The 19,356-nt window shown below is 47.8% G+C and carries 18 protein-coding genes; 10 read left to right on the forward strand and 8 right to left on the reverse strand.

The window, feature by feature from the left end:
• Positions 1 to 117: 117 nt before the first annotated feature.
• The 6 genes from ABDZ76_RS15190 to ABDZ76_RS15215 all read right to left on the reverse strand — a co-directional run bounded on the left by ABDZ76_RS15190 (position 118) and on the right by ABDZ76_RS15215 (position 5,716).
• A complete protein-coding gene (locus ABDZ76_RS15190; protein WP_343807383.1) occupies positions 118 to 942 on the reverse strand; it encodes an ABC transporter permease in 825 nt (274 codons plus the stop codon).
• Positions 943 to 952: 10 nt separating this feature from the next.
• On the reverse strand, positions 953 to 1,720 hold the full coding sequence (locus ABDZ76_RS15195) for an ABC transporter ATP-binding protein (protein WP_343807306.1): 768 nt from the start codon (positions 1,718 to 1,720) through the stop codon (positions 953 to 955).
• 53 nt (positions 1,721 to 1,773) lie between these two features.
• Positions 1,774 to 2,796: an ABC transporter substrate-binding protein gene (locus ABDZ76_RS15200; protein WP_343807309.1), complete on the reverse strand. Its 1,023-nt coding sequence runs from the start codon at positions 2,794 to 2,796 to the stop codon at positions 1,774 to 1,776.
• Positions 2,797 to 2,920: 124 nt separating this feature from the next.
• Entirely contained in the window at positions 2,921 to 3,874 is a 954-nt protein-coding gene (locus ABDZ76_RS15205; RefSeq protein ID WP_343807312.1) for a LysR family transcriptional regulator, read from the reverse strand.
• Positions 3,871 to 4,773 carry an alpha/beta fold hydrolase gene (locus ABDZ76_RS15210; protein ID WP_343807315.1) on the reverse strand — a complete coding sequence of 301 codons (903 nt, stop codon included), beginning with the start codon at positions 4,771 to 4,773 and terminating at the stop codon, positions 3,871 to 3,873. The genes ABDZ76_RS15205 and ABDZ76_RS15210 overlap by 4 nt, the downstream gene beginning before the upstream one ends.
• Positions 4,774 to 4,795: 22 nt before the next feature.
• Entirely contained in the window at positions 4,796 to 5,716 is a 921-nt protein-coding gene (locus tag ABDZ76_RS15215; protein ID WP_343807318.1) for a LysR family transcriptional regulator, read from the reverse strand.
• Between the two features lie 109 nt (positions 5,717 to 5,825).
• Between ABDZ76_RS15215 and ABDZ76_RS15220 the strand changes: the two genes are divergently transcribed.
• Entirely contained in the window at positions 5,826 to 6,644 is an 819-nt protein-coding gene (locus ABDZ76_RS15220) for a shikimate dehydrogenase family protein (RefSeq protein ID WP_343807321.1), read from the forward strand.
• On the forward strand, positions 6,637 to 7,899 hold the full coding sequence (locus ABDZ76_RS15225; RefSeq protein WP_343807324.1) for an FAD-dependent oxidoreductase: 1,263 nt from the start codon (positions 6,637 to 6,639) through the stop codon (positions 7,897 to 7,899). Before ABDZ76_RS15220 ends, ABDZ76_RS15225 begins: the two co-directional genes overlap by 8 nt.
• Before the next feature lie 97 nt (positions 7,900 to 7,996).
• Here the strand turns inward: ABDZ76_RS15225 and ABDZ76_RS15230 are convergent, their stop codons facing one another.
• Entirely contained in the window at positions 7,997 to 8,641 is a 645-nt protein-coding gene (locus tag ABDZ76_RS15230) for a TetR/AcrR family transcriptional regulator (RefSeq protein ID WP_343807327.1), read from the reverse strand.
• Positions 8,642 to 8,791: 150 nt separating this feature from the next.
• Between ABDZ76_RS15230 and ABDZ76_RS15235 the strand changes: the two genes are divergently transcribed.
• The 8 genes from ABDZ76_RS15235 to ABDZ76_RS15270 all read left to right on the forward strand — a co-directional run bounded on the left by ABDZ76_RS15235 (position 8,792) and on the right by ABDZ76_RS15270 (position 17,096).
• A complete protein-coding gene (locus ABDZ76_RS15235; RefSeq protein WP_343807330.1) occupies positions 8,792 to 9,676 on the forward strand; it encodes an FAD binding domain-containing protein in 885 nt (294 codons plus the stop codon).
• A complete protein-coding gene (locus ABDZ76_RS15240; protein WP_343807333.1) occupies positions 9,673 to 10,155 on the forward strand; it encodes a (2Fe-2S)-binding protein in 483 nt (160 codons plus the stop codon). Before ABDZ76_RS15235 ends, ABDZ76_RS15240 begins: the two co-directional genes overlap by 4 nt.
• Positions 10,152 to 12,521, forward strand: coding sequence for a xanthine dehydrogenase family protein molybdopterin-binding subunit (locus ABDZ76_RS15245; RefSeq protein WP_343807336.1), 2,370 nt, complete (start codon positions 10,152 to 10,154; stop codon positions 12,519 to 12,521). Before ABDZ76_RS15240 ends, ABDZ76_RS15245 begins: the two co-directional genes overlap by 4 nt.
• A gap of 16 nt (positions 12,522 to 12,537) precedes the next feature.
• Entirely contained in the window at positions 12,538 to 13,005 is a 468-nt protein-coding gene (locus ABDZ76_RS15250) for an SRPBCC family protein (protein WP_343807339.1), read from the forward strand.
• 29 nt (positions 13,006 to 13,034) lie between these two features.
• Positions 13,035 to 14,105 (forward strand): C4-dicarboxylate TRAP transporter substrate-binding protein, encoded by a 1,071-nt coding sequence (locus ABDZ76_RS15255; protein ID WP_343807342.1) that lies wholly within the window; start codon positions 13,035 to 13,037, stop codon positions 14,103 to 14,105.
• A 136-nt stretch (positions 14,106 to 14,241) separates the two neighbouring features.
• The gene (locus ABDZ76_RS15260) at positions 14,242 to 14,805 is read left to right on the forward strand and encodes a TRAP transporter small permease subunit (protein ID WP_343807345.1); all 564 of its coding nucleotides are present in this window, start codon (positions 14,242 to 14,244) and stop codon (positions 14,803 to 14,805) included.
• Position 14,806: 1 nt separating this feature from the next.
• Positions 14,807 to 16,126, forward strand: coding sequence for a TRAP transporter large permease (locus ABDZ76_RS15265; protein WP_343807348.1), 1,320 nt, complete (start codon positions 14,807 to 14,809; stop codon positions 16,124 to 16,126).
• 28 nt (positions 16,127 to 16,154) lie between these two features.
• The gene (locus ABDZ76_RS15270) at positions 16,155 to 17,096 is read left to right on the forward strand and encodes an XdhC family protein (protein WP_343807351.1); all 942 of its coding nucleotides are present in this window, start codon (positions 16,155 to 16,157) and stop codon (positions 17,094 to 17,096) included.
• 122 nt (positions 17,097 to 17,218) lie between these two features.
• Here ABDZ76_RS15270 and ABDZ76_RS15275 read toward each other — a convergent pair whose 3' ends face one another.
• Positions 17,219 to 19,345, reverse strand: coding sequence for a xanthine dehydrogenase family protein molybdopterin-binding subunit (locus tag ABDZ76_RS15275; RefSeq protein WP_343807354.1), 2,127 nt, complete (start codon positions 19,343 to 19,345; stop codon positions 17,219 to 17,221).
• Positions 19,346 to 19,356 lie beyond the last annotated feature (11 nt).

Below are 19,356 nucleotides of genomic sequence, written 5' to 3' on the forward strand. Positions count from 1 at the left end.
ACCTAAAAGCCGTGGCTAACAGGCTTTAAATGATAATGCCGCGATAGCTGCTTAAAACCATCTATCGCGGCATTTTTGTAACTTAAAATAGTAGTGGCTCTGCTAGGCAGCGGGGAATTATCCGCGCCAGCTGAGGAAGTGCTTTTCGATCTTGCCGATAATGAAATTCACGATCAGCCCCATCACTGACAGGATGGTGACACCGGCAAAAAGCTTTTCAAGATCATAGAGCGAACCGGCTTCCAGAATATAGGAACCAACACCATATTGTGCGCCGAGCATTTCAGCAGCGACAAGCAGAATGATCGCAATTGAAATCGACACGCGCAAGCCTGACAAGATAGCCGGAAAAGCACCTGGCAGCACAATTTTGCGGACAATAGACCACCAGCTCAGGCCAAAGCTTTGTCCCATACGGATCAGCGAACGATCAACATTATCAACCGCGCCATAAGTGGCAACAACGGTTGGCGTGAATGTGCCGAAAGCAATGAGCGCATATTTCGACATTTCATCAATGCCGAACCAAATTACGAAAAGCGGCAGCAATGCAATTTTCGGGATTGGAAAAAGGGCTGCAACCAGTGGCACCAGACCCGCGCGGACATAGCTGAACAAGCCGATCAGCACACCGATACCGACGCCCACGGCAATACCCATAAATGCACCGACAAACAAACGTTGCAGCGATGGCAGTAAATGTTTCCAGAGCAAACCCGTTTGCCATAATTGCACGAATGTGTCGAAGACAGCAGTCGGGCGTGGCAAAGTCAGGCTTGAAATAAAGCCGCTGCGTGTGCCAATTTCTGCTAGCAGGATCAGCACTACAAAAACGGCAATGCCGACACCTTTAATCGGAACAGGCGCAAAGCCGCCGCCACGAAACAGAACAGGGCGCACCGGCGCTGTGTCTTTTTTTGCTGACATGTCAGCTGATGTCATGGTGGTAACGTCAGACATTGACCAATTCCTTGTCTGCGGCCGCAGCCTCTTCGCGCATCAGTTCCCAGAGCTGTTTTTGTTTTTCTTCCAGCACCGGATCGCCCAAATGGCGTTCGTTCAGCGGAATATCAATATCGACTATTTCACGGATACGACCGGGACGACGTGACAAAACAACGACCCGATGGCCAAGCCGCACGGCTTCATTCAGATTATGAGTGACGTAAACGGAGGTGAAAGGCTGGCGTGTCCAGAGCGACACCAGATCATCCATCAGCAATTCACGCGTTTGGCTGTCGAGCGCAGAAAGCGGCTCATCCATCAGCATCACGGCAGGACGCACAGCCAAAGCGCGGCTGATTGCAACACGCTGGCGCATGCCGCCGGATAATTGCTTAGGCAGAGCCTGACGGAAATCGGAAAGACGCGTGCGCTCAAGCACATCGGTGACAATGTCATCCATGTCGCGTTTACTTATACCGTGATCTTCGAGAACAAGCTTGATATTGCCCTCGACCGTGCGCCAAGGCAGCAGGGCAAAGTGCTGAAACACATAAGTTAGGGGATTGAGGGAATTTTGCGGCGGATTGCCGATCTGCAAAACCTCGCCCGATGTCGATTTTTCCAAGCCACCCAGAAAGCGGAGTAATGTTGATTTCCCGCAGCCCGAAGGTCCGATAAGACAGACGATCTGACCCTGAGGGATATCAAGCGAAATGTCTTTCAGAACCTCAACGGATCCATATGAATGGCTGATGTTTTTAAGTCTCAGATCCATGAGTTCTCCTTAGCGGAGACGTAAAAAACGCCTCCGCGAGATTAGTATGCCGGTCAGATAATTTTGACGTATGATGTGTCAAACAGCTGTTCTTTGGTGATGGCATCTTTGACCATGCCTTCAGATTTGAACCATTCGAGCTGCTCGACGCAGCTGTCGAGTGAAAGAGCAAGGCCTTCATTGACCTTCATTGCACCATCAATCAGGTTCTGCTTGGCTGTTTCGAAAGGGCTGTCGCTTTCAACATATTTGTGAACGATTTTCGCCAGATCATCACGCTCTTTGTCATCTGCCTTATTGTCGATGAAGGCTGCGTTATAATCAGCGATAGCGCGTGAGTAAGCTTTGACAAAAGCTTCAGTCATTTCGCGCTCATTGGCAGCATTTTTGGTTGAGGTAAAGGCAGTTGTTACCTGATAATCCGGTGCGTAATCGGAAACGAGGCCGATCTGCTTGGCAGCACCTTCACGGATCATCTTCTTGGCAACATTTGGCTGAATGGCCCATGCATCAATCTGACCGGTGGTCAGCGCACCAACGATCGCGCCAAGCTTTTGCAACGGACGAAGTTGCATATCAGCAAGCTTGATATTGTTGGCCTGCGCAATTTTATGCGCCATGAAATGGAAGGAAGAACCGGCAGTGGTAATACCAAAGCTTTTGCCGGAGAGCTTGGAAGGATCGGTCAGACCAGCTTCATAGGCTTTGTTGGATGCCAGAATGATTGCGCCGGTAACGCCTTTTTGCTCGGTCAATGCGCCGCCGATAACTTTAACGGCGTCTTTTTGTGCAAGGCTGATCAAGCCGCCGCTCATGGCAGTTACGCCAAAATCGGCATCACCCGAAGCAATAGCCACGGCCATTGGCTGTGCAGCTTCAAAGAATTTCAGTTCAATATCGAGGCCTGCATCTTTATAATAGCCGCGCTCAAAAGCGATAAAGCTCGGCGCATGGCTGGCCAGATGAAGCACAGCGAGATTGCGGGTTGCGGCACGTGCAGGCATGCCAAAGGCTGTAGCCGCGCCAAGCGCGCCCATGCCGACCAAAGCCTGACGGCGGTTCAAAAACATATTCATAGCTATTCCTCCCGAAGGTGACACGGATGCGTGCCATTCACTTTCATGGCATTGACTGAAATGTGAGACAACGCAAAATGGTTATGTCTCCCATGTCCTGCGAACATATAGCGGTTGTGACATTTCAGGCAAGAGCTGGCAGCCCCTCAAGTTTGCGGGCAAGTATCTCTTTCAGCTTGCGTAAATTGGCCGAATGCGGCCTGCGGCGGTTCCACAAAACAGAAATTGAAAATTGCGGTGCATTTTCAATCGGCCGTACGACAAGATTATTGCCAAGCGGCCCTAATGTTGAAAGGTAATCAACAAGGATAATTCCCATAGCTTCACTGGCCAGTGCCAGCGCTGTATCAGCATAACGGGCAACGGCACGGGTATTAACGCTTAGTTTTTCGCTGTTTAAGAAGCGATCAACCACTGTTTGATGCGCGCCACCGGTAGAAAATGCAATAAAATCGCAATTTGCCAGATCATGGGCTCGAATAATACTGCGCTGGGCAAGGGCGTGATCTTTGTGAATAACAGCAACAAGATCCACTTTGCCAACATGCTCACTGGCAATCAACGGATGTTCTGATGACGCAATTGTGACCACTGCTTCACCGCGTCCGGTGATCAGATAGTCCTCAATCTGGTTGACTGGTAACACGTCAAAAAACAGCTCAATGCCCGGAACTTCCACAGATAATGTGCGCAATGATTGCGGAATGAGTGCGCGCGCCACACTTGCAGTGGAGCCGACACGGAAAACTGCCGTTTCACCACGCGCGATTCGACCAATCTGCGTGCCGACACTGGTCAGCTGGCGGATGAGCGGATCAAGCTCGGCAAAAATCTGCAAAGCCTCTGAAGTGGGCACGAGGCCGTTACGGTCACGGGCAAATAATGCAATGCCGAGCTGGTCTTCGATCCGCCGGATTGTGCGGCTTAAAACTGGCTGAGACACATGCAGCACTTTGGAAGCACCGGTGATGGAACGTGTTTGCATCACCGTGTGAAACACTTCCATTTGGCGCAGGCTCAACAGGCTTTCATGAGTATCAGACGCGCTATTGTCGCTTTGCTCGTTTATATCCTTCATTGTTCCTGCTTTCGAAGAAATGGATGCAGCGCTTTCAACAGGGCAGGGGCGGCGGTTTCTGGCAATAAATGGCCGCCGGTGAGTGGCTGGCCTTCGGCCAAATCGGTCCAGTCTGCCCAGATGTTCAACGGCTCGCGGCCACCGCCATAGCGACGGCCTTCTTCCCAAAAAAACAAAACCGGCACATGGATTTTGTTTGCCTGATTGCGGTCTGCTAGATCATCGGCTTCGTCCACGCTTGCACCCGCACGGTAATCTTCACAAATGCCGTGGCGCACATCCGGATCATCAAATGCGGTGCGGTAATCGTCCAGGGCTAATGGATCTAGCAGATCAATATTGCCGGTCATTTTTTGCAGCGTTGTGTCGATCAGAAAACGCGGATTTCCAGCCATCAAATTTTCAGGCAGCGGATAGGGTTGCGCCATCATAAACCAGTGCCAGGCGCCCATCCCGAAAGCCTTGTTGACGCCTTCCCACATTTCCGGCGTCGGCACGACCGTGACCGAAACAAGTGCAGTGATATTTTGCGGAAAATCCAGCGCCATACGATAGGCAACACGACCGCCACGGTCATGGCCGATAACCGTAAATTTATCATGACCTAGAGCGCGCATCATCTCGTGCAAGCTTTTAGCCATAGCGCGTTTTGAGCCCATATCGGCGACGCTATTTTTAACGCGGCTCCGGCCATAACCAGGTAAATCCGGCACGATAACCGTATGGGTTTCAGCCAGTTCCGGCGCAATCCGATGCCATGCGGTGCGCGTTTCCGGATAGCCATGAAGGAGCAAAATGGCCGGCCCCGTACCTTTACTCAACACGGCAAAATCGACATTTTCAGTGCTGATGCAATTGTCTTCAAAGCCTGAAAACAGCTGATTGGCTGGCCTAAGCATGGGCGGGCTCTCCTCCGTTATTTTATTGGGCTGCGTCAGCCTTAATTGACACATTGGCAATGTCACGCAGCGCATCAATCAGGCTATCTACGCCTTTTTGTCGTGGCCGCAACTGGCAAATATGAACATAGGCCGAAACACTCACGCTATTCTCAATCGGTATTGCGACAAGGCCGAAAGCCTCACAATTGATGGCAGAAAACGCATCTAAAATCGTGATGCCGATGCCTTCGCTGACAAAAGAAAGTGCTGCCTCGACAAAATGCACATAGACAGCCGTTTCTCGCGAAACACCCCAACGCCGATAGGTCTCATCAATGAACAAGCCATGGGTGGTGGTGGCGCCAAAAGAAATCAGTGGCTCATGCGCAATATCCAGTGGCGAGACGGTTTTTTTACCCGCCAACGGGTGATCTTTCGGCACGACGCACACCAAGCCTGCGCTTGCCACTTTGGTGGTTTCAATCACCGGATCATTGACCTCAGCAATGGTGGCGACACAAGCGCCTTGACCAAAAAGCAGATAGTCGCGCACATCGCGTTGGGACAAGCTGTCACTATAATAAGTGCCGGCCGTGCCCTCCAATTGCAGGCGTCGCAGCGCCTTGGGAATAAGCCGCACACCAAGGCTCGGCGTGGAACCAAACCGAAAAGTTGAGGCATCACCGCGCGCAATGGAATAGATCAGTTCAGAGAGCATTTCCGATTGCTGGTTTACGCGCTCCACTTCGGCAAAAATCAACTCTGCTTCTTGTGTAGGCACCAATCTGCCAGAAATACGGGCAAATAATGCAATACCGAGCTGATCTTCCAAACGCTTGATTGCGATGGAAAGATTAGGCTGAGAAACGCCTAAATGACGCGCAGCTGCCGTCATGGAATTGGTGGCCATGATGGTGCGAAAAATTTCGATCTGGCGTTCTTTTAGTTTGGGATGCTGCATCAGCTCGTTACTTCACCCTATAAATCAGACTTATGTCTTCAGCCATAATTTATATTGGAGTCAATAGGTCTCCCGCTCTAATCTCGATCACAAGTTCAGGAGAAAAGCATTGGTTGGCAGCAAAACACGTTTGGTCGCGATCATCGGTTCACCGATAACGCAGGTTAAATCACCGGATAATTTCAATGATTATTTTGCCGGTGCGCAAAAAGATGCGGCCATGATTGCTATCGATCTTTTGTCTGAAAATGTGGCTGATTTTGTTAAAACAGTGCGTGGCTGGCAGAATTTTGACGGGTTTGTCGTCACTATCCCGCATAAAAATGCGGTTGCTGAACTGGTTGATGAATTGAGCCCGACTGCGCAATTTTTAGGCACTGCCAATGTTGTTCGGCGTCACCCTGACGGACGCTTGAGCGCGGATATGACTGATGGCATTGGTTTTTTAGGTGCCACACGTCTGCATGGATTTGAGCCTGAAGGCAAAGCCGTCTTGATGGTGGGGGCGGGTGCTGCCGGCAGTGCAATCGGCTATGCCATGGCTGGCAGCGGAGTGGCACAGCTCATCATTCATGATCGCAATCCAGAGCGTGCTGCTGAGCTGGCTGCACGATTGAAAACAGCGTTTCCGCAGGTTGATATTGCGGCTGAAGCCTTGCCAAACCGAGCTTTTGATCTGGTTATTAACGCTTCTTCAAGTGGCATGAAAGCGGATGATCCGCTGCCTGTGTCCGAGGCTATTCTGGATCTGCTGCCGCAAGGTTCCTTGGTGGCTGATGTGGTTACCAGTCCGAAAATGACGCCGCTGCTGATCGCTGCGGCACAACGTAATTTGAAAATTCAAACCGGCGAAGAAATGGCAAAAGCACAGCTTTTTGCACTCGGTCAGGTAATGGGCGTGATCCCGGGAGAACAAACCAATGGCTAATCAGCGTTCGTGTCATTATGACGTTGTCGTTGTTGGGGGCGGGGCAGCCGGAGCAAGTGCCGCCGTAGGTGCTGCACGTCTTGGTGCCAAGGTTTTGCTGGTTGAGCGCTATGGGTTTTTAGGCGGTGCTGCTGCAAACTCTCTGGTGCTTGCCTATTGCGGTTTTTATCAAAAAGGGCCGGAGCCGGTTGTGGCCGTGCGTGGGGTTGGTGAAGATCTTCTCAATATATTGCGCGAGATTGGTCAGGATATTGCACCGGTTAAATCCAATAGTGGCAATTGGATTATTATGCTTGATCCGGAAGCGCTTAAATATGGTTTTGACCGTTTGACGGATGTTTCCGGCCTTGATGTGGTGCTGCATAGTCGTGTGACTGCGGTAACAAAGGGCGCTGATGGCATTGCTTCCATTGTCATTACTGACCACGCGGGCAGTTATGATGTGACGGCCGGTGCATTTGTTGATGCCAGCGGTGAGGCAACTTTAAGCGCACTAGCGGGCACAAAAATGAGTGTCAACAGCGTTGCGGGCGACCATGTGCAACCCGCTTCGATGCCGGTGCGTATTGGTGGTATTGCTGATGGCGTAAAGTTTGACCGCGCATTGATGGCAGAGTTTATCAAGCAGCATAATGCCAGTTCCGACACGCCGATCCACCGTGCTGATGGTGGTGTTATGATGCGTTTGCCAATCTCCAATGACTATTGGTGGATGACAATCGATCTTGAAACTGATGGCTTGAGTGGTGCAAGCCTTGGCGCGGCAGAGCGTCAGGCGCGTTTTGAAGCATGGCGAAACTTAAAAATCTTGCAAAAAATGCCGGGTTTTGAAAAAGCCTTTATCGCTTCAACAGGGCCGCAAATTGGTATCCGTGAAACCCGCCGCCCACAGGCGCTGGAAGATATGACCGGCGCAGCCTTGCAAAATGGCTCTCGCCGTGCAGATGGCATTGCCCGTGCAGCATGGCCGATGGAGGTGCATGAAGCACCAGGTCGCGCCAGATTTATTGATCTGGGCGGTGATGGCTTTGCCGATATTCCATTGAATGCTTTGCGCGCGGCTGCGACGAATAATTTGTTTTTGGGCGGGCGCGTTACGGGTGCTGATGGTGCAGCTTATGGTTCGCTTCGGGTGATGGGCACAGCTTTTGCCACTGGCCACGCTGCGGGTATTGCAGCTGCTCTGCATGCTTCCGGCTCATTGAGCACAGAAGCAGTCCGTGAGGCACTGACAGCGCAAAATGCGCTGATTTAATGCATGAACCCCCTTGCTTACAAATAAATGCAGCAATCCGGTGCGAGTAACGAAAAGCTAAGCGGTTCAATGCGGCATGGGTAACATTGTATCATATTCATGATGCTCTGTGGGAAATGTCTGAGCTTGTTAGACCTTTAAAAAAAACACGAACGGTATTCGCAACGGTTGTGGGAATATCTTCGTTAATATGTGTATCATATATGAATTTTCGTATCGCAATATAGAATACGCTGCCGTGTAGCCCCCAAAAGACTTCTTGTTCTTCCTCAGTGATGGGACCTTCTGGTTGGTTCAGCTGAAAGCGCAGTTCTGCTGCCGCCGGGATAATGATTTTATTACGGATTATAGCAAGATAGCGTTGCGGCAATCCATATGACTTCATGCCGGATGAGATGAAAATCCGTACCCATTCATATTCAAAGACACAATCAGCATAATCTAAATAAAACTCGACCATGCGCTGTTCTAGGCTTTTTGTACGATCCAGTATCAATGTTTCCCAATTGGTGCGCCATCGCTTTGTATAGACGTGCTCATAGACACGTTCAATCAAAGCATCTTTGCTTGGGAAATGTCGGTATATGGCTGCGTGAGTTATAGAAAGACGCTTTGCGAGTTCTCGTGTTTGTCCTTCAAAGCCAACCTCGGCAAAGAAGCGAACTGCTTCTTCCAATATTTGTTGTTCGCGTTCTTCACCTGTCATGTTTTTCCGCTTCTGCGGTTGTGCTGGCATACTCATGTGTCAAAACCTTAACTTTTTCAATTCTCTATATAGCGCTTATTCGTAAAGTTACCAAATGGTCATTTTCCTCTTGCAACAATAATTTTAAATAATATAGTTGTAACCAAGTGGTAACAAATGCGGTGGGAGTCGCATTTGGGAGGAAAAATGAAGTTCCCTGAATTTGACTATTTGCGTGTCGATAGCCTTTCTGATGCTTTGGCAGCTTATGAGGCGGCTGATGGAGAGGGCATTTACCTTGCTGGCGGGCATAGTGTGATGCCATCGCTTGCCTTAAGATTGCAGGCGCCAGCGGTATTGATTGACATAGCGCATATAGAGGAATTGAAAGGGGTTTCTATTCAGGATGACTGGTTGCGGATTGGCGCATTGACCCGTCATGTTGAAATTGCTGAACATCCTTTAATCAGGCAACATGCTCCTATATTAGCTCAGGCGGCTCCTTATGTGGCGCACCCGGCTATTAGAAATCGTGGAACGATAGGCGGCAATCTCGCGCTCTCTGATCCGGCATCGGAATTTCCGGCAGTTATTCGCGCATTGCGTGCCCGATTAGAAATTGTTGGACCCACAGGTGTTCGCTACGTTGAAGCAGATGATTATTTCATTGATCTTTATACAACAGTGATTGAACCCGGCGAAATTTTACGTTCGATCCTTGTACCTCCTCAGCAAGAAAATTCAGTTTATGCGTTTGATGAACTGGTTCGTCGTCGTGGTGATTACGCTATGGTAGGTTTGGCCATACAGGGCATCTACGAGCAGAAAAAAGTGAATGATATCAGTATTGTGTTTTGCTCTGTAGGTAATATTCCTATGCGCGCTGTTACTGTAGAAAAACATTTAGTCGGTTCCGGATTAGATGAAGAGCATATAAGTTCTGCATTGGGCTTATTAGGTGAGGATATTGACCCAGCAGATGACCCGCACCTACCTGCTGATGTGCGGTTGCACATGGCGCGTGTTCTGCTTGGCCGCTTGCTCAGACGTATCAAAAATCTATCTGATATGACTGTAGAGGTGGCGGCATGAAGCAGGCTGTTTCTATGTATGTAAATGGCGAGCTCATTGAAGATATGGTCGAGCCACGTTTAAGTTTAGCAGATTTTTTACGTGATAAATTGCGTTTGACGGGTACACATCTTGGTTGCGAAATGGGCGTGTGTGGCGCGTGCCTAGTTCTGGTCGACGGTACAGCTGCTCATGCGTGTCTTCTGCTGACGGTTCAAATGTCGGGTGAAAAAATTACAACCATTGAAGGCTTGAGTGAAAGCGGAAAAATTAGCGATCTTCAAGAGGCGTTTCATAGTCGTAATGCATTGCAGTGTGGATATTGCACATCCGGAATGCTGATGACCGCGCATAGTTTATTAAAGCAGGATCCTCAACCTGACCGAGATAAAATTCGCGAAACTTTGTCTGGAAATTATTGCCGATGCACCGGCTATGAAGCCATTGTGGATGCTATTTCTGAAACCGCTCTCAAGCGTCAGGCAGGGGATCAAACATGATGCTTCATGATCGCCCTGTACGACATATTGGTAATGCGCAACGACGTGACAATGCATTGCGGCATCTTTCAGGACGTGGAAACTATGTCACTGATTTGCATTTGCCACGTATGTTACATGCTGCCTTTTTGCGAAGCCCAATGGCACGCGGGCGTATCACTACGCTGAACATTGATGAGGCAATGACCTCAGAAGGTGTTGTAAAGGTTTTTACAGCTCAGGACCTCAATCCAATATGCACGCCCTGGACAAGTAATCTGGAACATTTTTCCGGTATGGTAAGCATGCCGCAAAATATTCTTGCAGATGAGCATGTGCTATGGGCCGGCCATCCGGTTGCAATGGTATTAGCGAATAGCCGCGCGGCAGCAGAAGATGCTTGTGAAAAAATTTGGCTGGAAATTGAAGAAGAAGAAGTGGTGGCTGATGGTAAACTTGCCATGGAAGCCGAAGCTGTCATTGCCACCCCAGGATTGAAAAGCAATGTAGCTTATCAAACTGTGTTGCAAACGGATGATGTTGATCAAGTTTTTGCCGGTGCAGCATTAATAGTCGAAGGTGAATACCAATTCGGACGCCATACAGCTGTCACTTTAGAGCCGCGTGCGATTATCGCAGACTTCAATGCAGCGACCAAACAATTAACAGTGCATCATGGCACTCAAACTCCGTTTCAGTTTCAAGATGTTTATTCACGTCATTTTGGTCTTCCAGATCATAAAGTACGTGTTATCGCGCCGGATGTCGGCGGAAGTTTTGGGATGAAACTGCACGTCTATAATGAAGAAATGGGCGCGGTTGCGGCTTCGATATTGCTTGGCCGACCTATACGTTTTGTTGCAGACAGACTTGAATCGTTCGTTTCAGATATACATGCACGAGATCACCATATAACAGCGCGAATGGCGTTAGATGATAAGGGTACTGTTTTAGGCATGCAGGTGGATGATTTGGCACCTGTGGGCGCTTTTTCTGCCTATCCGCGTACATCCGTTATTGAGGGAAATCAGGCAATCCGCTTGATGGGCGCTCCATACAAGATGCGGGATTATCATGGCCGGTTGTCGGTCGTTTATCAAAACAAAGTACAAACGAGCCAATATCGTGCAGTCGGTCATCCGATTGCCTGTGGTGTCACGGAAGCATTGGTTGATAAGGCAGCGCAAGCTCTGGATATGGATCCTTTTGATATACGGCTACGTAATGTCATACCTGATGACGCATATCCTAACACCTCTGCCACAGGTTATCGCTTTGAAAAACTTTCCCACCAAGAGTGCCTGACAAAACTCTATTCAATGATGGGCTACGAAGGGCTCCGTCAAGAGCAGTCAGAGTTACGTAAAAAAGGCATTTATCGCGGGATTGGCATTGCTGTTTTTGTTGAAATTACAAATCCCGGGGCTGCTTTTTATGGTGTTGGTGGTGCGCGTATTTCTGCACAGGATGGTGCGGTTTTACGTTTGACACCCGGTGGTGACATTCATTGTTCTATTTCGGTGACAGAGCAAGGGCAGGGTACTGAAACGATCATTGCTCAAATTGTTGCAGATCAATTAGGCGTCGCACCAGAAAATGTGAAAGTAACAACAGGCGATACGGATCATACACCTTCCGGCGGTGCGACATGGGCATGTCGGGGAGCCGGTATTGGTGGAGAGACAGCTTTATTGGCTTCGCGCAAACTAGCTACTCAAATACTAACTATTGCCGGTGCTATCTTACAGACTTCACCGAATGAGCTGATATTGCGTGATAAGGCAATATTTGAAGTAAAAACTAATCAGAGGCGCATGGAACTTGCTGAACTCAGCCGTATAGCGACTTACCGGCCAGACACATTGCCAATTGGTACGGATAGTTCTCTCACAGTTGCTCATCATTTTGCACCAACCGGATATCCATTCGCTTTTACAAACGGTGTTCAAGCTTCTTATTTAGAAATTGATACCGAGACGGGTTTGGTCAAATTACTGAAGCACTGGGTTGTAGAGGATTGCGGGCGCATTATTAATCCTCTTTTGGTTGATGAGCAAATTCGTGGCGGAGTTGTGCAAGGTCTGGGGCCGGCTCTGTTTGAAGAGTGTCTTTATGATGAAATGGCACAATTAACGAATGGTTCTTTGGCCGATTATTTAGTGCCGATGGCTGGTGAAATGCCCGACATTATCATTGGCCATGTTGAAACTCCTACAGAAGATACAATTTTGGGAGCCAAAGGTGTTGGGGAGGCCGGCACAGCTGCTGCCGGTGCCGCTGTTATGAATGCGGTGAACGATGCGCTTAGGCCGTTAAATGCCATCATAGAACAGACCCCCATGACACCAGCAAGAATTCTGGCAGCCTTGGGCATTGGTGAGAAATAATAAGGAGGACACGACCATGGAACTGATCGGAACCCAACGTTTGATGCAGCCACCAGCTGTTGTATGGAAGGCGCTGTTTGACCGTGAGGTATTAGCCAGTGCAATTCCTGGCTGTAAGGAGCTTGAGCAAACGAGCGAAACAACATTTTCAGCGGTGGTGCAGCTTAAGATCGGCCCTGTCTCTGCAAAGTTTAAAGGCGATGTAGAGCTCAGTGATATTGTAGAGCCATTTTCTTGTGTGCTTGCCGGAAAAGGTTCTGGTGGGATAGCTGGTTTTGCCAAAGGATCAGCTCATGTGACCTTAAGTGAGGATAATGGCGGCACGTTGCTCAACTATAGTGCGGATGCTTCAGTTGGCGGGAAATTAGCTGCCTTGGGTGGCCGTCTTATTCAATCAACCGCGCAAAAGCTGGCTGAAGAATTTTTTACCAACTTCACAACAATTCTTAATGAAAAATACGAGTTGGAAGAAACGCAGCAATAAGTTGCAAATAAATTTCCTGGGAGGGGATTATGCTAACACGTCGTGTATTTTTAACTGCCACTACAGCGACATTGGCTATGCCGTTTATTCATTCAAACGCATTAGCTAGTGAAGTTATCGATATTCAGATCGGATCAAGTCATCCGGTGAATAATATCTGGGCTCATGCAATGCAGGCCGCACTTCAGCCAGAAGTTGATAGAATTTTAGCGGAGGCCGGTGGTAAATATTCTATCCGTTGGCATGAAAATTATGGCGGTACATTATATAAATTCACTGATACTCTGGCTGCAGTGCGCGATGGTATCGTTGATATAGGAATGGTTGGTACGCTGTGGGAAGGCTCTGCCATGCCATTGCAAAATGTGACTTATTTTACACCCTTTGCAAATTCAGATCATAATGTAGTCATCGAAATATTTGACGAGCTCACCGAAATATTGCCTGAGCTGAAAAATAGCTGGTCTGATAATAATATGGTGCATTTGTCATCATTAATTACTGATAGTTATGATATTTATGCAAATTTCCCGATCACAAAAGTTGCAGATGTGAAAAATCGCCGACTGAGTGCACCAGGCACATCAGCCAATTGGTTGGCAGGTACAGATTGCACTCCGGTTGATGGTGCATTGACCACTTATTATACTGACATTCAAACAGGTGTTTCTGAAGGAACGCTCTCTTTTGCTTCCGGCGTTCAGCCAACACGTGTTTATGAAGTGGCTCCGCATTTAGCCCGTGTTGGCTTTGGTTCCATGTATTTCGGAGGCATCGCGGCTAATAAAACTTTCTTTGATAATTTGCCGGAAGACGTTGCTCAAGCCATTAAAGAGGCTGGGCGTATAACCTCGCGTAAGCATGGTGATTATGTCACTGAGCGAACAGATGCCGCATTGAAAGAAATGCAGGATGCAGGTCTGAAGATTTATGAATTCAGTCCGGAGGAACGAGCTGAGTGGGCTGCCACTTTACCAAATATTGCTAAACCATGGCTGGAAGCTAATGGAGAAGATGCCGCTACGGTATTGAAAGCTTATTTTAAAGCATTGCAAAGCCGAGGCATTAAACCAGCACGCGATTGGACTGCTGGTATTTAATCTTCAGGTGAATGACAGCGCAATCTCATTGCGCGTCTTTATAGTTTTATCCCACTTTCATCTTGGTTTTAGTTATAAAACTGAGCTGTGAGCGGACCTTTCAAGCACTTTATCAAAAGCTGCAAGGAGCATATCCATGGGTACCGAATTACATGTGGATCATGATGCTTATGATCCTTTAACTGCATCCAAGGCGATGCGTTTATTACAACGCTTGCTTGAGGCCATGGCCGCGGTTGGAACAATTTGGATTGCCGCGATTATGCTCCTGATCGTAGCAGATGTAGTTGGACGCAATTTCTTACAAATGCCGGTGACAGGGGTGGCAGAAATCGCAGCACGATCAGTTGTGGCTATTGTATTTTTGATGCTTCCGGCGGCGGCTCTTAAGGGGACACTGATCCGTGCTGATTTCCTTATTCGAATGGTGCCGGCTCGTCATAAGAGGGTTCTCGATCTCATTGATTTTATATTTAGCCTCGTGGCGGTAGCCATATGCCTTATCATGGCTTGGTCTGCTTGGCCTGATACATACAGGGCTTGGAAAACAGCAGAGTTTTTTGGTGTCAGAGGGGTGTGGACACTGCCTACCTTGCCTTTCCGTATCATCGTTGTGATTGGTTCATTGGCTGCTGCTGTTGCGTTCCTGGCTAATTTAATTTCACGTTTAACGCAAAACACAAACAGGAAAGCATCCTGATATGTCCAGTATAACCATCGGCTATATTTTGATATTGGCGTTACTCGTTCTGGTATTATTAGGAATGCGCATCGCTATTGCTCTTATGACAGTGGCTTTTGTGGGGGTTTGGATTATCCGTGATAATTTCAATCTCGCGCTTAAATTAATGTCGATTGCAACATATAACGGAGTAGCAAACTATCTTTTTGCAACTATCCCTTTGTTTGTTCTGATGGGGCAGCTCGTTAGTATTTCAAATGTGGGTAAGGATACTTTCGATGTCGCGGAGTCAATGCTGCGAAGGTTACGTGGCGGCTTAGGAGTTGCAACGGTTGCAGCCAATACAATCTTTGCGGCTGTCACCGGCGTATCGATCGCCTCTGCTGCTGTTTTTACAAAAGTAGCCGTACCAGAAATGCGCCACCACGGCTATCGTCCTGCATTTGCCACGGGCATTGTGGCCGGTAGTTCGGTGTTAGGAATGCTCATTCCTCCAAGCTTATTATTAATTGTTTATGGCGTATTAGCTGAAGTATCTATTGGCCAAATGTTTATCGCCGGTCTTGTTCCGGGTGCAATTCTTGCATTGGGCTTTGTCGCTTTGATTTTGGGAATGGCAAAATTCGCACCCAATATTGCCTTTGACTTAGATAAGAAACAAAATAAAAAGCATAAACATGATCAACATATCATGGGAACGGGAGAGGTAATCCGTAAAATAACGCCGATTTTACTCCTGGTAGTATTTGTAATCGGTGGCCTGTACAGCGGTTACTTCACACCTACAGAAGCTGGTGGTGTCGGGGCGTTTGCTGCTTTCGTTATTGCTGTGTTCAGGCGTAGTTTGAACGGTAACAAGCTATGGCAAGTTTTAACTGAAACTGGTGTAGTCTCGGTAGGAATTCTAATCCTTTTGGTTGCTGCAAATTTTTATGGTCAGATGTTGGCTGTTGCAGGAATTCCCACTGCAATTGGTGATATTGTTCGTCATAGCGGGCTGGGATCAACTGGTTTCTTGGTTTTATATATCGTGATCGTGTTAGCAATGGGGATGATCCTTGATAGCACATCAATTCTACTAATCATTGTACCGATTGCGGCTCCGATTGCTCAAGCTTTGGGTTTTGATTTAGTGAATTTTGGTATCATCACAGTTATTGCCGTCGAGGTTGGCTTATTAACGCCACCATTCGGGATATCCATTTTTACTGTTCATGCGACACTTGCAGATCGATCCGTAAAGTTGGAATCTATATTCCTAGGTGCGTTACCTTTTGTTGGTGTTATGCTTGCAGTAATAGTATTACTTAGCGTATTCCCGCAATTGATAATAAAATAACCGTGAAGTTAAAAATAAAGTCAAACTGATGTACCCGCTGCAACAAGCAAATATACAACCGGATTTTAACAAGGATCCGATAGATGCCCTTTTAGCTGAGGGTGGTCATGGTGTACTCGCTGTTATTGTGGGTGTTGAAGGTCCGTCATACCGCCCTTTAGGAGCCGTGATGGCAATTATGCCGGACGGAGGGTGTATCGGGTCACTTTCATCGGGCTGTGTTGAAGCCGACTTGGTTATTCATGCTAAAAGCACATTGGCCAATAACAGCCCGCTACAGCTTCGCTACGGTAAGAATTCGCCATATTTTGACATACAGCTTCCCTGCGGGGGTGGCCTGGATATTCTGCTCATACCCAATCCTAATATTAAGGTATTGGTTGCTTTAAACAGCATGCGAAATATGCGCCAAGTATGTGTGCTGGCCTTGGATGTGGAGCAAGGGTCTTGTTCTTTAGCGGGTGTTGACCGCCCGACAGGTTTGGAAAATGGCGTATTTTACGTTCGCTTTGTTCCTCAGATACGCTTTTTCATTTTTGGAAAAGGACCTGAAGCAAGCACGTTTGCTTCCTTAGTGAATTCTATTAACTATCCGTGTATCTTAATATCACCGGATCAAGAAACACTACACTGGGTTGAGATATTAGGGGTAAGAACTGAAACTATTAGTTGCCCGACAATACCCGATGGTTTGTTGATTGATAGATGGACGGCTGTCGTTTTATTTTTTCACGATCATAGCTGGGAGCCCGGAATATTAAAAAAGGCATTGAAAAGTCATGCTTTTTATATCGGTGCACAAGGCAGCCGCAGAGCGCGGGATATGCGTTATGCAGATTTACTTGCACAAGGTGTAAGTGAAATTGACATTGCAAGATTGCACGGCCCGATTGGCCTGATCCCCTCGGCTCGCGATGCCCGTACCCTTGCTATTTCTGTCTTGGCAGAAGTTTTGCAAGTGGCGAGTTAAAAATTAAATCTCATGTAGCTGATATAGCGGTACAAAAGATAAAGTCTCTTAATTTATCAAAATCATTGATGAGTAGGGCTGGCATAGCCGTTTAAGACACAATATGGGATTGATTATTTACATCAATCTTTTGTCATTAATGAAAACGGGATAGGAACAGAACGTGCTCTTCTGCCTGTTGCGTTGAAGAATGCATTTCCAATTGCCGCAGAAAGTCCCGGCAGGCCGATTTCACCTAAACCACGGGCTCCGTCATCACCCATTGCAAAGTCTGGCTTATTGATAAACCTAACGTCGATTTCTGGAACATCCGCATGTACGGGCACAGCATAATCAGCTAGATTATCTGTTAAGAGTTTATGCGTAGTTGGATGGCGTATACCTTCTTCCATTAAGGCCATTCCTATTCCAAAAATTATACCGCCACGAATTTGGCTAGCGGCAAGAAGCGGATTAAGAACCCGCCCACAATCCAAGGCACTAACCACACGTGTCACGCGCAGGCGTCCAATTTGCTCATCGAGCTCTACTTCGACAAAATGTGCACCAAATGAATAGAAACTAAGATGACCGTCCTCTTTACGGGGGCCAGAACTCCCTTCTACTTCAATCTCTAACGTACCAAGCTCTTTAAGCCGGTCTTGCAAGGAAGTATTCTTTCCTTCACGACCGAGCTTTTCCAGCAGATTTCGACAAGCGTCTGCTGCTGCTGGCATGACACTTGAGGTTGATTTAGACCTTCCTGCGGTGGGCGCATAGGGGAATTGAGTATCACCTAGACAAACCTCAACGTCATTTAGCGTCAGCCCAAGTTCGCTTGCTACTTTTTGCGCTAAAATTGTTCGCATACCTGTGCCAATATCGGTGGCTGATGTTTCAATCCGTAGCGGCTTATCTCTGCGCAAGCGTAGCCTTACAGTTGCCGGCAATAGTGGCGCCGGATAAGCGGTTGTCGCCATCCCCATTCCAATTTTTCGACCATTGCGAAAAGTTTGACCCGGCACAGCATTACGACTTGACCAGCCGAAAGCATCCGATCCTTGATTATAACAATCACGTAAATAATTGGATGACCATGGCCTTTGATGTGAATAGTCATGGTCTGCAAAATTACGTAATCTCAACTCTAAAGGATCAATCTTTTGAATATGTGCCAACTCATCTAACGCAGTTTCGAGTGCAAATGATCCTGGTGTCTCACCAGGTGCGCGAAAAGGAGTAGGGGTGGGAATAGGTGAGCGCTGAACATGATGAGATACTGTGATTTTTTTAGCTGCATAAAGCATTAGAGAGCTTAAACCGCATGGCTCGAAAAAGCCGCCACGTAGCGATGTAGGAACTTCAGTGTTATGATGAAGTAAAGATAGCCGCCCATCAGCGTCTGCTTCCAGACGAATATGTTGGCGTGTTTCACTGCGATGTCCAGAAACGAGCGTCATGTCCTGACGTGTCAGCTGAACACGGACGGGGTGTTTAAGATAACGAGCCAAATGTGCAGCTAATGCTTGATGAGGCCAAATTTGGTTCTTAGAACCAAAGCCTCCACCTACATAAGCGGAAATAACCCGCACTTTATCTTGAGGTAGCTCAAGGCTTGCGGCAATGTAATCACGGGTTGCGTAAGCGCCTTGCGTAGAGTCCCACAATGTTACATTGTCCTCATCCCAATGCGCTACTGTTGCGGATGGCTCCATTGGTTGGTGCAACTGTATAGGCGTTTGGTAAACTTGATCAACGATCGCGACCGTATTACCTGCCGGATGTGTGGTTTCAAAACTATGTTGCATTTCGCCGCCAAAGAATGGGCCGGGCAATATAGGTTGTTCTGTAATATTGGGTAAATCTTCAAGTTCCACTTTGATACGCAATAATGCTTCGCGCGCTGTCTCAATTGTATCCGCGACAACAATGGCAATCCATTGTCCGGCAAATTGAATTTCATCTGTTATAAACGGCCTGTAGGCAGGCAATTTTGAAGCTGCGTCCGCTAAAACAGTCCGCCCCAGGCTTTCTGCGCTTAAAGCATCAACTTCAGGACGACTGAACCAATCAAGTTTGTGAGCATTTTCATGACAGAAAACATCAACAACGCCGGGTAATGCGCGCGCAGACACGCTTTCTATTTTAACAATACGGGCAGGCGCTTGATCAGCTCTTAAAGCCATAGCAACAAGGCAGTTATCGGGCTGGTGATCTGCTGCATATTGCGCGCGCCCGGTTACTTTTTCCACTGCATCATAACGTTTCACAGACGATCCAG

The sequence above is a fragment of the Paenochrobactrum glaciei genome (genome assembly GCF_039522165.1).
Lineage (GTDB): Bacteria > Pseudomonadota > Alphaproteobacteria > Rhizobiales > Rhizobiaceae > Paenochrobactrum > Paenochrobactrum glaciei.

What these genes read in the sequence shown, in the direction of transcription:
- ABDZ76_RS15190 (WP_343807383.1), bottom strand. Translation starts at nt 942, where the DNA reads ATGACATCAGCTGACATGTCAGCAAAAAAAGACACAGCGCCGGTGCGC.
- ABDZ76_RS15195 (WP_343807306.1), bottom strand. Translation starts at nt 1,720, where the DNA reads ATGGATCTGAGACTTAAAAACATCAGCCATTCATATGGATCCGTTGAG.
- ABDZ76_RS15200 (WP_343807309.1), bottom strand. Translation starts at nt 2,796, where the DNA reads ATGAATATGTTTTTGAACCGCCGTCAGGCTTTGGTCGGCATGGGCGCG.
- ABDZ76_RS15205 (WP_343807312.1), bottom strand. Translation starts at nt 3,874, where the DNA reads ATGAAGGATATAAACGAGCAAAGCGACAATAGCGCGTCTGATACTCAT.
- ABDZ76_RS15210 (WP_343807315.1), bottom strand. Translation starts at nt 4,773, where the DNA reads ATGCTTAGGCCAGCCAATCAGCTGTTTTCAGGCTTTGAAGACAATTGC.
- ABDZ76_RS15215 (WP_343807318.1), bottom strand. Translation starts at nt 5,716, where the DNA reads ATGCAGCATCCCAAACTAAAAGAACGCCAGATCGAAATTTTTCGCACC.
- ABDZ76_RS15225 (WP_343807324.1), top strand. Translation starts at nt 6,637, where the DNA reads ATGGCTAATCAGCGTTCGTGTCATTATGACGTTGTCGTTGTTGGGGGC.
- ABDZ76_RS15230 (WP_343807327.1), bottom strand. Translation starts at nt 8,641, where the DNA reads ATGAGTATGCCAGCACAACCGCAGAAGCGGAAAAACATGACAGGTGAA.
- ABDZ76_RS15235 (WP_343807330.1), top strand. Translation starts at nt 8,792, where the DNA reads ATGAAGTTCCCTGAATTTGACTATTTGCGTGTCGATAGCCTTTCTGAT.
- ABDZ76_RS15240 (WP_343807333.1), top strand. Translation starts at nt 9,673, where the DNA reads ATGAAGCAGGCTGTTTCTATGTATGTAAATGGCGAGCTCATTGAAGAT.
- ABDZ76_RS15245 (WP_343807336.1), top strand. Translation starts at nt 10,152, where the DNA reads ATGATGCTTCATGATCGCCCTGTACGACATATTGGTAATGCGCAACGA.
- ABDZ76_RS15250 (WP_343807339.1), top strand. Translation starts at nt 12,538, where the DNA reads ATGGAACTGATCGGAACCCAACGTTTGATGCAGCCACCAGCTGTTGTA.
- ABDZ76_RS15255 (WP_343807342.1), top strand. Translation starts at nt 13,035, where the DNA reads ATGCTAACACGTCGTGTATTTTTAACTGCCACTACAGCGACATTGGCT.
- ABDZ76_RS15260 (WP_343807345.1), top strand. Translation starts at nt 14,242, where the DNA reads ATGGGTACCGAATTACATGTGGATCATGATGCTTATGATCCTTTAACT.
- ABDZ76_RS15265 (WP_343807348.1), top strand. Translation starts at nt 14,807, where the DNA reads ATGTCCAGTATAACCATCGGCTATATTTTGATATTGGCGTTACTCGTT.
- ABDZ76_RS15270 (WP_343807351.1), top strand. Translation starts at nt 16,155, where the DNA reads ATGTACCCGCTGCAACAAGCAAATATACAACCGGATTTTAACAAGGAT.